11 protein-coding genes, 6 tRNA genes and 1 pseudogene are annotated in these 13430 nt (G+C 51.2%); 11 read left to right on the forward strand and 7 right to left on the reverse strand.

The annotated features are described in order from the left end of the window. Positions 1–19 precede the first annotated feature (19 nt). Together OIM59_RS07640 and OIM59_RS07645 are read left to right on the forward strand one after the other, a co-directional pair. Positions 20–796, forward strand: coding sequence for a dihydroorotate dehydrogenase electron transfer subunit (locus OIM59_RS07640; RefSeq protein WP_148329834.1), 777 nt, complete (start codon positions 20–22; stop codon positions 794–796). Continuing rightward, positions 784–1695 (forward strand): dihydroorotate dehydrogenase, encoded by a 912-nt coding sequence (locus tag OIM59_RS07645; protein WP_299168142.1) that lies wholly within the window; start codon positions 784–786, stop codon positions 1693–1695. The genes OIM59_RS07640 and OIM59_RS07645 overlap by 13 nt, the downstream gene beginning before the upstream one ends. 272 nt (positions 1696–1967) lie before the next feature. On the opposite strand, the gene trmD is transcribed toward OIM59_RS07645, so the two are convergent. Further along, positions 1968–2648, reverse strand: coding sequence for a tRNA (guanosine(37)-N1)-methyltransferase TrmD (gene trmD, locus OIM59_RS07650; RefSeq protein WP_022353701.1), 681 nt, complete (start codon positions 2646–2648; stop codon positions 1968–1970). A 74-nt stretch (positions 2649–2722) separates the two neighbouring features. Between trmD and ligA the strand changes: the two genes are divergently transcribed. After that, positions 2723–4723 (forward strand): NAD-dependent DNA ligase LigA, encoded by a 2001-nt coding sequence (ligA, locus tag OIM59_RS07655; RefSeq protein ID WP_299168145.1) that lies wholly within the window; start codon positions 2723–2725, stop codon positions 4721–4723. A 116-nt stretch (positions 4724–4839) separates the two neighbouring features. Further along, entirely contained in the window at positions 4840–5733 is an 894-nt protein-coding gene (dapA, locus tag OIM59_RS07660; protein ID WP_299168147.1) for a 4-hydroxy-tetrahydrodipicolinate synthase, read from the forward strand. Positions 5734–5859: 126 nt separating this feature from the next. On the opposite strand, the gene OIM59_RS07665 is transcribed toward dapA, so the two are convergent. Both OIM59_RS07665 and OIM59_RS07670 read right to left on the reverse strand, forming a co-directional pair. Further along, positions 5860–6363 (reverse strand): thioredoxin family protein, encoded by a 504-nt coding sequence (locus tag OIM59_RS07665; protein ID WP_299168150.1) that lies wholly within the window; start codon positions 6361–6363, stop codon positions 5860–5862. A gap of 176 nt (positions 6364–6539) precedes the next feature. Beyond that, entirely contained in the window at positions 6540–7409 is an 870-nt protein-coding gene (locus OIM59_RS07670; protein WP_299168152.1) for a PepSY-like domain-containing protein, read from the reverse strand. A gap of 127 nt (positions 7410–7536) precedes the next feature. On the opposite strand from OIM59_RS07670, the gene OIM59_RS07675 reads away from it, so the two are divergent. The 7 genes from OIM59_RS07675 (at position 7537) to OIM59_RS07705 (ending at position 10513) form a co-directional block, all read left to right on the forward strand. Further along, positions 7537–9843: a patatin-like phospholipase family protein gene (locus OIM59_RS07675; protein WP_299168155.1), complete on the forward strand. Its 2307-nt coding sequence runs from the start codon at positions 7537–7539 to the stop codon at positions 9841–9843. Between the two features lie 82 nt (positions 9844–9925). Then, positions 9926–9999: transfer RNA gene (locus tag OIM59_RS07680), tRNA-Arg, on the forward strand. A 31-nt stretch (positions 10000–10030) separates the two neighbouring features. After that, a tRNA-Arg gene (locus OIM59_RS07685) sits at positions 10031–10107 on the forward strand. Positions 10108–10132: 25 nt separating this feature from the next. Continuing rightward, positions 10133–10206 (forward strand) — tRNA-Arg (locus OIM59_RS07690). A gap of 31 nt (positions 10207–10237) precedes the next feature. Further along, a tRNA-Arg gene (locus OIM59_RS07695) sits at positions 10238–10314 on the forward strand. Between the two features lie 25 nt (positions 10315–10339). Then, positions 10340–10413: transfer RNA gene (locus OIM59_RS07700), tRNA-Arg, on the forward strand. 26 nt (positions 10414–10439) lie between these two features. After that, a tRNA-Arg gene (locus tag OIM59_RS07705) sits at positions 10440–10513 on the forward strand. Between the two features lie 40 nt (positions 10514–10553). On the opposite strand, the pseudogene OIM59_RS07710 reads toward OIM59_RS07705, so the two are convergent. The 4 genes and pseudogenes from OIM59_RS07710 to OIM59_RS07725 all read right to left on the reverse strand — a co-directional run. Beyond that, positions 10554–10715, reverse strand: a pseudogene (locus OIM59_RS07710) (transposase); the annotation flags it as partial. Between the two features lie 399 nt (positions 10716–11114). Further along, on the reverse strand, positions 11115–12239 hold the full coding sequence (locus OIM59_RS07715; RefSeq protein ID WP_299172071.1) for a universal stress protein: 1125 nt from the start codon (positions 12237–12239) through the stop codon (positions 11115–11117). Between the two features lie 98 nt (positions 12240–12337). Beyond that, the gene (locus tag OIM59_RS07720; protein WP_072542634.1) at positions 12338–12595 is read right to left on the reverse strand and encodes a DNA-binding protein; all 258 of its coding nucleotides are present in this window, start codon (positions 12593–12595) and stop codon (positions 12338–12340) included. Between the two features lie 119 nt (positions 12596–12714). Further along, positions 12715–13425: a phosphatase PAP2 family protein gene (locus OIM59_RS07725; protein ID WP_299172075.1), complete on the reverse strand. Its 711-nt coding sequence runs from the start codon at positions 13423–13425 to the stop codon at positions 12715–12717. Between the last annotated feature and the right edge of the window lie 5 nt (positions 13426–13430).

A 13430-nucleotide genomic window follows, 5' to 3' on the forward strand; every position in this document is an offset into this window, starting at 1 on the left:
ACGAATTTACCTTTTTTATATGAAGAAATACATCTTAGATTTGACAGTCACCGAGAACCTTCGCCTGCATGCGAACTACGTTCTCATCAAGCTGACGCAAGAGGCTCCCTTGCCCGAAATGCTTCCGGGACAGTTCGCCGAAATCCGGGTGGACGGCTCGCCGACCACTTTCCTGCGTCGCCCCATTTCCATCAACTATGTAGATAGAGAGAAAAACGAAGTGTGGTTCCTCGTCCAGCTCGTGGGCGACGGTACCCGTAAACTGGCTACCGTAGAGAAAGGCGACACGGTGAATGTGGTGCTCCCGCTGGGCAACGGATTCACGATACCGGATTCTCCCGACACCAAGGTACTGCTCGTGGGCGGCGGCGTAGGTACGGCTCCCATGCTCTACCTGGGTGAAGCCCTCCTGAAACGAGGATGCAAGCCGACCTTCCTGCTGGGTGCTCGCTCGCAGAACGACCTGCTCCAGCTGGAAGAGTTCAAAGCCCTCGGCGATGTGTACACCACCACCGAAGACGGCAGCATGGGCGAAAAAGGATACGTCACCATGCACAGCGTACTGAAAGAAAAACGATTCGACCTGATTTGCACTTGCGGCCCGAAACCCATGATGGTGGCAGTGGCCAAGTATGCCAAGGCAGAAGGCATCGAATGTGAAGTGTCACTGGAAAACACCATGGCCTGCGGCGTCGGCGCCTGCCTCTGCTGCGTGGAAAAGACCGACGAGGGACATGTGTGCGTATGTAAAGAAGGTCCGGTATTTAATATAAAGAAACTATTATGGCAGATTTAAGCGTAAACATCGGTAAATTGAACATGTCGAACCCGGTCATGACTGCATCGGGTACATTCGGATATGGACTGGAGTTCCAGGATTTCGTCGACCTGGAGAAAATCGGAGGCATCATCGTGAAGGGTACCACGCTCCACCATCGGGAAGGAAACCCTTATCCGCGTATGGCCGAAACACCCATGGGTATGCTCAATGCCGTGGGACTGCAGAACAAGGGCGTGCATTATTTCGTAGACCACATCTATCCGCAGATTAAGGACATCCGTACGAACATGATTGTGAACGTGTCCGGCTCACAGGTGGAAGACTATGCCGAAACGGCTTCCATCATCAACGAACTGGAGAACATCCCGGCCATCGAGCTGAACATCTCCTGCCCGAACGTGAAGCAGGGAGGTATGGCTTTCGGTGTGACGGCCCACGGAGCGGCCGAAGTGGTAAGCGCCGTGCGCAAGGTCTACAAGAAGACTTTGATTGTGAAGCTGTCGCCCAACGTGACCGACATCACCGAGATTGCCCGCGCGGCAGAAGGTGCCGGAGCCGACAGCGTGTCGCTCATCAACACCCTGCTGGGTATGGCCATCGACGCGGAGAAGCGCCGTCCGGTACTGTCTACCGTGACCGGCGGTATGAGCGGTGCGGCCGTGAAACCCATCGCCCTGCGCATGGTATGGCAGGTGGCCAAGGCCGTGAAGATTCCGGTAGTAGGTCTGGGCGGTATCATGAACTGGAAGGACGCCGTGGAATTCCTGCTGGCCGGTGCCACTGCCATCCAGATCGGTACGGCCAACTTCATCGACCCGGCCATCACCGTGAAAGTGGCCGAAGGCATCAACGAATATCTGGACCGTCACGGATACAGTTCCGTACGCGACATCATCGGAGCACTGGAAGTCTGAAAACCGACTTTTCAGGGCCCGAAAAACAGGCATAGAAAAATGTCCTTGCGTTCGTCACAAAACGCAAGGACGTTTTCTTTTAAACGCAAGTGCGTTTTACCTAAAACGTAAAGGCGTTTTAAATGAAACGCACTTGCGTTTTGAAATGCCCTGAAATGATTGGATTACACACACTATTCTCGTCAGAATATGACGAGAATAATTGATTCCGGAAATGAAATCACCCGCTGTCATTCCACTTCCGAAAAAGTCCGCCAAAAGACGAGTCTCATTTATTTCTCTTCCAGCAAATCCGGACGCAAACGCTTCGTCCGTTCGAGCGACTGCTGGAACTCCCATTCACGAATCTTCGCTTCATGCCCCGACAGCAGGATGTCGGGCACCTTCCAGCCCTTGTAGTCTGCCGGACGGGTGTACACCGGAGGAGCCAGCAGGTTGTCCTGGAACGAATCGGACAAGGCCGACTGCTCATCGGAAATCACTCCCGGGATGATGCGGACAATGGAGTCGGCAATCACCGCCGCCGCCAGCTCACCGCCCGTCAGCACATAGTCGCCGATACTGATTTCCTTCGTGATGAAATGCTCGCGGATACGGTAGTCGATGCCCTTGAAATGCCCGCACAGGATAATCAGGTTCTGCGACAACGACAGCGTGTTCGCCATCTTCTGGTTGAACTGCTCCCCGTCGGGCGTCGTGAAAATCACCTCGTCGTAGTCCCGTTCCGCCTTCAGCGCGGAGATACAACGGTCAATCGGCTCAATCTTCATCACCATGCCCGCACATCCCCCGAACGGATAGTCGTCCACCTTGCGGTAGCGGTCGTACGCGTAGTCGCGCAAATTGTGGATGTGAATCTCGGCAATTCCTTTCTTCTGTGCCCGGCTCATGATGGAGTAATTGAAGAACCCTTCAATCATTTCAGGCAATACGGTTATAATGTCTATTCTCATTTGTCTGCGATTGTTTTTTGCAAAAGTACGAATATTTTTGCTACTTTTGCATGAAAACATTCCTCTTTAATGTCATGACAGAAATAGAAAGAATCGACCAACTGCGTGAAGAATTGCACACGCACAACCATAACTACTACATTCTCAATGCCCCCACCATCAGCGACCAGGAGTTCGACCGCCTGATGCGCGAACTGCAGGACCTGGAGGCGAAACATCCCGAACACTACGACCCGAACTCGCCGAGCGTGCGCGTGGGCAGCGACCTGAACAAGGAGTTCCGCCAGGTGGAACACAAGTATCCCATGCTCTCGCTGGGCAACACGTATTCCGAGGCGGAAGTCCGGGAGTTCTACGAACGGGTGCGGAAGGCACTGAACGAGGATTTCGAAATCTGCTGTGAACTGAAGTTCGACGGGACGTCCATCTCGCTGACCTACGAAGACGGGCAGCTGGTGCAGGCGGTGACCCGCGGCGACGGCGTGCGGGGCGACGATGTGACGGACAACGTGAAGACCATCCGTTCCATCCCGTTGCGCCTGTCGGGCGAAGGCTATCCCCGCCAGTTTGAAATCCGTGGCGAGATTCTGATGCCGTGGACGGTGTTCGAGGAATTGAACCGCGAACGGGAGGAACGCGAGGAACCGCTGTTTGCCAACCCGCGCAATGCGGCATCGGGCACGCTCAAGTCGCAGAACTCGGCGGTGGTGGCTTCGCGCAAGCTCGACGCATACCTATATTATTTATTAGGGGAAGAGTTGCCGCACGACGGGCACTATGAGAACTTGCAGGAGGCCGCACGCTGGGGCTTCAAGATTTCCTCGCACATGCGCAAGGTGCGCACACTGCAGGAGGTGTTCGACTTCATCAACTACTGGGACCTGGAGCGCAAGAACCTGCCGGTGGCTACCGACGGCATCGTGCTGAAGGTAAACTCCCTGCGCCAGCAGCGCAACCTGGGCTATACAGCCAAGTCGCCGCGCTGGGCCATCGCCTACAAGTTCCAGGCAGAGCAGGCATGCACCAAGCTGCTGAAGGTGACGTATCAGGTGGGACGTACGGGGGCCGTCACTCCCGTGGCCAACCTGGAGCCGGTACAGCTTTCGGGAACGGTGGTGAAGCGGGCCTCGCTCCACAATGCCGACATCATCGAGGCGCTCGACCTGCACCTGGGCGACATGGTGTACGTGGAAAAGGGAGGCGAAATCATCCCGAAGATTACGGGGGTGGACAAGGACGCACGTCCGGCAGGCAGCGAGAAGGTGACTTTCATCACGCACTGTCCGGAGTGCGGCAGCAAGCTGGTGCGCTACGAAGACGAGGCGGCCCACTACTGCACGAACGAGGACGGCTGTCCCACGCAAATCAAGGGACGCATCGAGCATTTCATCAGCCGCCGCGCGATGAACATCGAGGGACTGGGTCCGGAGACGGTCGACCAGTTCTATCAGGAGGGACTGATTCACGACGTGGCCGACCTCTATACGTTGCAGGCAGCCGACATCTGCCGTCTGAACCGTATGGGCGAGAAATCGGCCGAGAACATCATCCAGGGAGTGGAGAAGTCGAAGACCGTGCCCTACGAACGGGTACTCTTTGCCTTGGGCATCCGCTTTGTGGGCGAGACCGTGGCCAAGAAGGTGGCGCGGGCGTTCCCATCCATCGACCAGCTGAAGGCGGCCACACTGGACGACCTGATTCACGTGGACGAAATCGGCGAGAAGATTGCGCAGAGCATCCTGCGTTATTTCCATAGCGAGAAGAACCTGGAGCTCATCGAACGCCTGCGCGAAGCCGGACTGCAGATGGCGGTGAGCGAAGAAGAGACGGCCGGACAGACCGACAGGCTGCAAGGCCAGTCCATCGTCATCAGCGGAGTGTTTGCCCGCCATTCACGCGACGAGTACAAGGCGCTCATCGAAAAGCACGGTGGAAAGAACGTGGGCAGCATCTCCAAGAAGACGAGCTTCATTCTGGCCGGGGAAAACATGGGTCCCAGCAAGCTGGAAAAGGCCCAGAAACTTGGCATCCGCATCGTCAACGAGGACGAGTTTCTCGGGATGATTGGCGAGTGAGGGACTTCCATTCCTTTACAATTTATTTATAAAAGGCAAAAAAACGATTAAATATATAGGTTAAGTTGAAAATATTCGTACTTTTGTACACTCGTTAAAGCGTTTATATTTCATTTATGATAGCAAGAAGACTGAAAGGAATGGGGGTGGCTCTGATTACTCCCTTCAAGAACGACGGCAGCGTGGACTATGAAGCGTTGTTGAGACTCGTTGAATATCAGGTACAAAACGGGGTGGATTTCCTTTGTGTGCTGGGAACCACCGCAGAGACACCGACACTGACAGAAGAAGAAAAAAGGCAAATCAAGAAGGTGGTGATAGAACGCGTCAACGGCCGTGTGCCCATCCTGCTGGGTATCAGCAGCAACTGTACGCAGACTGTGCTCAACACCCTGAAAAACGAAGACTTCACGGGAGTGGATGCCGTACTGGTGGCCGTTCCTTATTACAATAAACCTTCGCAGGAAGGCATTTACCAGCATTACAAGGCCATCGCCGAAGCGACCAAACTTCCAGTAGTGCTCTATAATGTGCCTGGACGTACGGGCGTGAACATGACGGCCGAAACGACTCTGCGGCTGGCGCGCGACTTCAAGAACATCGTGGCCATCAAGGAAGCTTCGGGCAACATCTCGCAGATGGACGACATCATCAAGAACAAGCCAGAGAATTTCGACGTGATTTCGGGCGACGACGGCATCACCTTCCCGCTGATTACGCTGGGTGCCGTGGGAGTCATCTCGGTCATCGGAAACGCTTTCCCGCGAGAGTTCAGCCGCATGACCCGTCTGGCACTGGCAGGCGACTACAGCAGTGCGCTGACCATCCACCACAAGTTTACGGAGCTGTTCAAGCTGCTCTTTGTCGACGGTAACCCGGCCGGTGTGAAGGCCATGCTCAGTATGATGGGCATGATTGAGAACCGCCTGCGTCTGCCGCTGGTACCCACGCGCATCACCACCTACGAGCAGATGCGCCGCATTCTGGACGAACTGAAAGTAAGATGCTAAGGAGAATACTCCTTGCATCTTCTCATGCCTACAAGGCAATAAAAAAGAGATTTCAAAAACCGAGGAGGGATTTGAAATCTCTTTGCTTTTTGTTGTATCCATGTCATCTTCTGTAAGGGGCGGGCATCAGCCTTTGGCTGTGTGCAGCAGCGATGCCAGTTCAGAGGGGCTCACGTTCTTTGCGACAATCACCCCGCGGTCATCTACAAGGCAGTTGATGAAACCGTGCTTCAGGTCGTACGACTTGAAAATCTCTGAATTCTCACCCTCCATTTCCTGATAGACGTTATCGCCGATACCGTCTTGTGCGACTGCCGTCCGGAAAACCGACGGATAGCGGTCGAACGAAATGGAAATCATCTCAACACGGGCATCATCCGAAACCACATGGTGCAATCTGGCATTGCGGGTACGCGACGTGGCATCGTAACTGGCCCAGAAGCTCAGCAGAATGTAATTGCCTTTGGGGGCTTGCAGGCTGAGCGGCTGCTTTTCGTTTCCGAGCACTAACTCCGGAGCCTGCGCCCCGACGGGAAGTTTCTCGGTGGGAGTATTTCTCTTGTCGAATGACAGAGAAATCAAGGAACTGAATACTAATACAACAAAAAACCACTTTACATTTTTGAGCATGTAATTTGATTTTAGTTAATACTATCCGGTACTGTGTCCTTACAGTGATTTCCTGCCCGGAACATTACTTCTGCGGCGGAACGGAGGTCCCTTCCGCCACGTGAATCTGGGAAATCCGGTGCAAATATACGGTTTATTTCCCGAAAAGATTCAAAGAAGTCTGTTATTTTATGTTTTTAAGCATAATTTTTAAGTTTCATCTGTAGCATTTCTCCATTTTCGGCCACATATACGTATTTGTCTACATCCCTGTCTTCCACTTCTATACGGTAATAATTGCCGTCGGTAGTCTCAAAATAATCCACGTCGTCCACCCGCATGCCGCTGCCGGTGAGTTCGGCCAGCGCCTGACACACTTCTTCGGGAAGGGTATCCATTTCGTAGCGGCCGATTTCATAGGTGGTGTGCACCCAAGAGAGAACTCCGCCGGCATCCTGCTGATAGAATACCTCTTTCTGGCGGCCTCCATCGCGGATTTCCACTTCAATGCCTTTCCGGTCTTCCTCGATATCCAGAATCACAGCCTGCGGATATCGCTCCATCACCAGGTCTTTCACTTCTGCTGTCTGTCCGGGAGCCACGGGCAGGCGGTCGCCCCATTCCGTATTCTCACGGAGCAGCGTACCGTCTTCCAGATAGGTAAGCTCATACTCCCGTTCGCCCGATTCCACTTCAATCACGTAAATCACGTCCATACCGCTCTTTTCAATCATGTCCACATCGTCCATCCGCCAGGAGGCGTATGCGCTGGCCGCAAAAGCCTCCAATACGGCTTGCGGAAGCTGCCTGAACGGCAGGTCATATTCCGTCATCACCCATACGCCGTCGGGAGTGAACCAGGCCTTGTTCTCATAACCGTTGCCCATGAATTCGGCTTCATAGAATTCGCCGTTCCGCTCCCAGTCCACACGGGAGGCATTGGGGTATCTGCTGTCGAATGCCGCCTGCAAATCGGCTGATACCTGTACATGATCGTCGTCTTTATCACAGCTTGTCAGGCCGACCACACCCAGTGTCATCATGGCCCAGAATACAAATTTCTTCATAACCTATGTCCTTTTTTCATTTATCTGTGGCAAAGATTGCACCTGATTCTGAAAAGAATTTGAAATTTTCCCCGCAGATGAAAAAATATGCCTATATTTGAGGTACACAACTTGGAACATTCACTACATGAAAAAAATATACAGCATCCTGACCTTTCTTTTCTGTCTGTTATGCGCTGCGGCATCCGCCCAAAAGGTGGGACTGGTGCTCAGCGGGGGTGGGGCGAAAGGACTGACCCATATCGGAATTATCCGCGCACTGGAAGAAAACCACATACCTATTGATTATATCACGGGCACATCCATGGGGGCCATCATCGGCTCGCTCTATGCCATGGGCTACTCGCCGGACGACATGGAAAAGCTCATCAAGTCGGACGACTTCAAGCGGTGGTATTCAGGGGGCATTCAGGAAAAATACATCTATTATTTCAAGCGGAACCCACCCACGCCGGAATTCATCAACATCCGCGTGTCACTGAAAAATCCACTGCACAAGGTGAAGACGCAGTTCCTGCCATCGAGCGTGGTCGACCCGCTACAGATGAACCTGGCTTTCGTGGAACTGTTCGGGCAGGCCACCGCACTCTGCCGGGGAAACTTCGACAAGCTGTTCGTTCCGTTCCGCTGCGTGGCCTCCGACGTGTACAACAAGCGTCCCATCATCTTCAAAGACGGCGACCTGGGCGATGCGGTGCGGGCTTCCATGAGTTTTCCGGGCATGTTCAAACCCATCGAAATCGATTCCGTACTGGCCTACGACGGGGGTATCTACAACAATTTTCCGGTAAACATCATGATGGAGGATTTCCATCCCGACATCATCATCGGCAGTGTGGTCAGCTCCAACCCCGGAAAACCGCAGGAGGGCGACATCATCGGACAGCTGGAGAGCATGATTATGCAGAAAACGGACTATTCTGTGCCAGATTCCATGGGCATCCTCATGACCTTCAAGTACGACGACGTGAGCCTGATGGATTTCGACCGCTTTGACGAGCTGCACGATATCGGCTACAACCGTACCATCCAGCTGATGGATTCCATCAAGAACCGCATTTCCCGGCGTATGGACTATCGTCTGCTGGAGAAAGAACGTATCGCTTTCAAGAAGAAAATGCCGGAACTGCGCTTCCGCAACATCGTGATCCACGGAGCCAACGACCAGCAGAAGAAGTACATCCGTAAGGAGTTTCATTCCGACAACGACGGCACGTTCTCGCTGGAGGAGCTCCGTAAAGGGTATTTCCGACTGATGTCGTCGGACAACATGATTTCGGAAATCCTGCCACATGCGGTGTACAATCCCTACGAAAATGATTTTACCCTCGACCTGCAGGTCAAGATGAAGGACGATCTTTCTATTCGGGTAGGTGGCAACGTGGGTTCGAACGGGGCCAATCAGGTGTACGTGGGGGCTACTTACCACAACCTGAACAACTATTCGAAAGAATTCTCGCTGGACGGACAACTGGGACAAATCTACAATAACCTGCAAATCTCCGGACGTATCGACCTGCCGACGCGGCTGCCGACTTCCTACCGTCTGGTGGCTTCCTTGTCGACATTCGACTATCTGAAGCAAGAAAAGCTGCTGAGCAAGGGCAATACGCCCATATTCAACAAACAGAAGGAGGAATATGTCAAGCTGTTCGTATCCATGCCTTTTCTGAGCCGACAGAAGGCGGAATTCGGCATCGGGCTCGGGCATCTGGAAGACCAGTATTTCCAGACCAACGTCATCGACTTCACGTCTGATGTACGGGATGCCAGCAAATACACCATTTTCGGAGGTTCCGTGGCGCTGGACGGGAATACCTTAAACAGTAAACAGTTTGCTACAGCCGGACGCAGGGAAAGACTCGCAGCCCATATCTACACGGGCGTGGAGCGCTATTATCCCGGCATGGAGGATCCTGCCTATACAGAAGACTACAAATACATCCAGTCGTGGCTGCAAATTGCCTATGAACTGGAAAAGTATCATACTCTGAACACCCATTTCTCGCTGGGTACATACCTGAAAGCGTATTACTCCTCACGCAACTTCAGCCACAATTACCGGGCCACCATGATGCAGGCGGGCGAATTTGCACCGACAGCTCACAGCCGGATTACCTATAACGAGGCTTTCCGAGCCAATCAGTTTGTCGGGATAGGGGTAAGTCCGATTTACCAGTTTGCCAACATTTTTCAGATTCGCCTGAGCATGTACGGATTCGCGCCGATTTTTCCCATTCGCCAGGACGGCAACAAGGCATACTACGGAAAAGTCTTCTCTCAGTTCGAATATCTAGGTGAATTGGAAGTCGTAGCCCGTCTTCCATTCGGCTCCATCTGTGCCTACCTAAACCATTACAGTTCACCGAGTAACAACTGGAATCTGGGCATCACACTGGGCTGGCAGATATTTGGAAGCCGGTTTATGGAATAAATTTATTGAAAAAAAGTAGGTGAAAGATTTGGATATTTCATACAAACTCCATACCTTTGCACCCGTCAAACAAAAAGGACATGGCCGCGTAGCTCAACTGAATAGAGTAGCTGACTACGGATCAGCCGGTTACAGGTTTGAATCCTGTCGCGGTCACTTGTCTGTTAGGTTTGAATTGTAAATGATTGGCCGCGTAGCTCAACTGAATAGAGTAGCTGACTACGGATCAGCCGGTTACAGGTTTGAATCCTGTCGCGGTCACCATTTTACCACAAAGACATAGATATTTGGCCACGTAGCTCAACTGAATAGAGTAGCTGACTACGGATCAGCCGGTTACAGGTTTGAATCCTGTCGCGGTCACTTGTCTGTTAGGTTTGAATTGTAAATGATTGGCCGCGTAGCTCAACTGAATAGAGTAGCTGACTACGGATCAGCCGGTTACAGGTTTGAATCCTGTCGCGGTCACCATTTTACCACAAAGACATAGATATTTGGCCACGTAGCTCAACTGAATAGAGTAGCTGACTACGGATCAGCCGGTTACAGGTTTGAATCCTGTCGTGGTCACTTTTCTAGTCCGGTTTTCAATGATTGGCCGCGTAGCTCAACTGAATAGAGTAGCTGACTACGGATCAGCCGGTTACAGGTTTGAATCCTGTCGCGGTCACGAAAAAGCACCTGCCAATAAGAAGGTGCTTTTTTCATTTTTTTATTTTTGCATTGAAGGATTCAGATGCAGCGTTTGTGGAACGCTTCTCAAAGAAGTTAATGATTTCCAGATAATGTGTCTGTATGGACCTTGCCACTCTTCCAAAGGCAAGAAATCCCAATCTGTCCACCTCGTCATACCATCTGGCAAGCATTGTCAATAGGTGTCCTTATGTATCCAAATAAAGAAAGTCAAACTCCCTCAAACAACAATCAATTCTTTCTCCAACCAAACTTCACAATGGGAGATAGACTTATTTTTATAATTAAACATAATACTGATTATATTCACTTTTCGTTTATACGAAAACGTAACTACGTTTTATCCAAAACGCACTTGCGTTTTACTTAAAATGTACTTACGTTTTACTTTAAACGTAAGTGCGTTTTGACTGAAGCTCCAGTGCGTTTTACGCAGCCTTCATAAAAATCCCAAGAAGGCCTTTTTTAAGCCCAAATTACGCTACATATAGACGGCCTACACATATACCAATAAAACGAAACAGGACCGGATTTTGAAAGAAGAATCCGGCCCTGCAAATAAAAAAACATTTAGAGAATTACTTTATCACCAAGATGGGTGTGTTGGAATGGAAAATCATCCGGCGGGCAATGCTCGGATTGAACAGCCGGGCAAAGATATTCCGCTTATAATTGGACAGGCACAACACATCGATGCCTTTTTCCTTCACGTAGTCATCGAGATTATTAAGCAGACTTTCTCCACCTAGCATATCGTAGTCGATTGTCAGCTGCGGATACTGCTTTTTGAAATATTCCTGAATACCCACCAGCTTAATCTCGTTCCACGTACGTTTCTGGGCATTGTCGCTCAGGTGAATGAACGATACCTCAAAATGATAATCCTTGAAAGTGGTCACCAAGGAATCAAAGGCAATCAGGTCGCGCTGGTCAAAGCTCGTAAAGAACGCAATCTTATGAATGTCGTCGAAATTTTTCTTTGTGGCATTTTTCGGGATGGCATACACAAACACCGGACTGCGGTCAATAATCTCGGCTGTCACGCTGCCTATCAAATCCATTTCCTTTTCTCCCTTACCACGGGTTCCCATGATGATAAGGAGCGGCTGTTCCTCGCGCGCATAATGCAGGATTTCCTCTTCGGGCACCCCTTCCTTCAGCACGCAGGTGTATTTCACGTCGGGCAGCTCACCTTTCGTGATACGCTCCTTGATGTCGCCGGTGAGCTTGTTCAACTGTTCATGGATGTTGTCGAGCATGCTCTTGATACCCAGTTCATGCTCCATAGGCAGTCCGTAGCTTTCTGTGGCATACTGCAGGCTCGGCATATACACCGGACTGAAATACACATGCATCAGTACCACCTCGGCCTGGATTTTGGCCGCGAAGTTGAATCCGAACTCACAGGCAGCCATTGAATAATCGGAGAAATCCACCGGTACCAGTATCTGCTTGCTGTGTTTCTTTTCCGTCTTTTCCTCGTTGACCACATCATCGGCCAGCCATGCAGAACTTTCAATGATTTTCAATGCCCTCGGCAAGTCGCTTTCGCGGATACGGATTCTCACCCCCGAAGAAATGACGGGCTGAATCAGGTTGACATTGTGGATGCATGCCTCAATTCCTTCATTTTCAAGCACATTCTTAAGAATCTGGGCTTTAGAGTAAGTAAGAATGGCCAGTGTTACAAGTTTTTCTTCCATGGCTTCTGCATTTTAGGGTTAATATCTGAACAAACAAGGGCTGCAACCGGAACGGACACTCTCCCACTCCCTGTTACAGCCCTTTTCTTATTTCTTATTTAAGCGCGTTGCTCTTCTTTCAGAATGGCTATCGCCTTGTCGAGCACCGTAGTATCGTCCAGCATCACCAGTCCGCCGTCGGGGCCCGGCTCCAAGTGGATACCCACGCTTTTTCCGTCCTTGAAATTATGTCCGCCAAAAAAATTACGCACCGTTTCCACACTGAGGTTCAGCTCGTCGGCTATACGATGCATGCTGCCCGAGGGCAATGAGTCTTTGATTTTACGGAGTTCGTTAAAAGTTATTGTTCTGTTCATAGTAGTCAAAATTAAGTGTTAGACAAACTGTTATTTTTAAATACCGAGTTAAATATAGCAAAAGATTACGACAGCACAAATTTTCTGCCCCACTTTTTTGAGAATATCTCCCTTTTATATCAGAAATGCAGACTTTTTGCGACCAGCATCCCCTTGATAATCGCATAAAGATAGGTCAGAATCAGCGTGGCATGCAAGATGGATATGTCTTCACGGGTATATCCGCTGCAGGTGTATTGGGTGGAGATGTATTGCGGACTGTCGAAAAAGCGTCGGCAGAGGTACGTATAGAGCCAATATACCAGTCCTCCCACGGCCAGCCCGACTATGGCCCCGCACAGGATGTCGCCGGGATAATGCACTCCCAGATAGACACGCGAATAAGACGGAATCAAGGCCCAAAGGAACATCATGCACGTGAAAGGCAGGTAACGTACCAGCAGCGACACGAACATGGCTACAGCAAAGGTATTGGCCGCATGGCTGGAAATAAAGCCGTACAAGCCCCCCCGGTAACCGTTGACCGTCTGCACCATGTACATCAGTTCCGGGTCTTGCGTAGGGCGGAAACGTGCGAAATACGGCTTACAGAGTCCGGAGGCGAGCTGGTCGGCCAGCAGCACACAGAGTCCCACCATCAGCGTGATGACAATGCCCTGCGAAATGCGGTTGTTCTTGAAAATGACATACAGCAACACCACCATGGCCGCAATCCATGTACGGGTGTCGGTCACCGTCCACATGAATCCGTCCCAAAACAAGGAATCACTTCCGTTCAACGAAAGCAGCAATGCCTTGTCGGCCTCGATGAGTTGCTGTATGCCTGCCATTTTTC

This window comes from Bacteroides mediterraneensis (genome assembly GCF_025993685.1).
In the GTDB taxonomy this organism is placed as follows: Bacteria; Bacteroidota; Bacteroidia; order Bacteroidales; family Bacteroidaceae; genus Phocaeicola; species Phocaeicola mediterraneensis_A.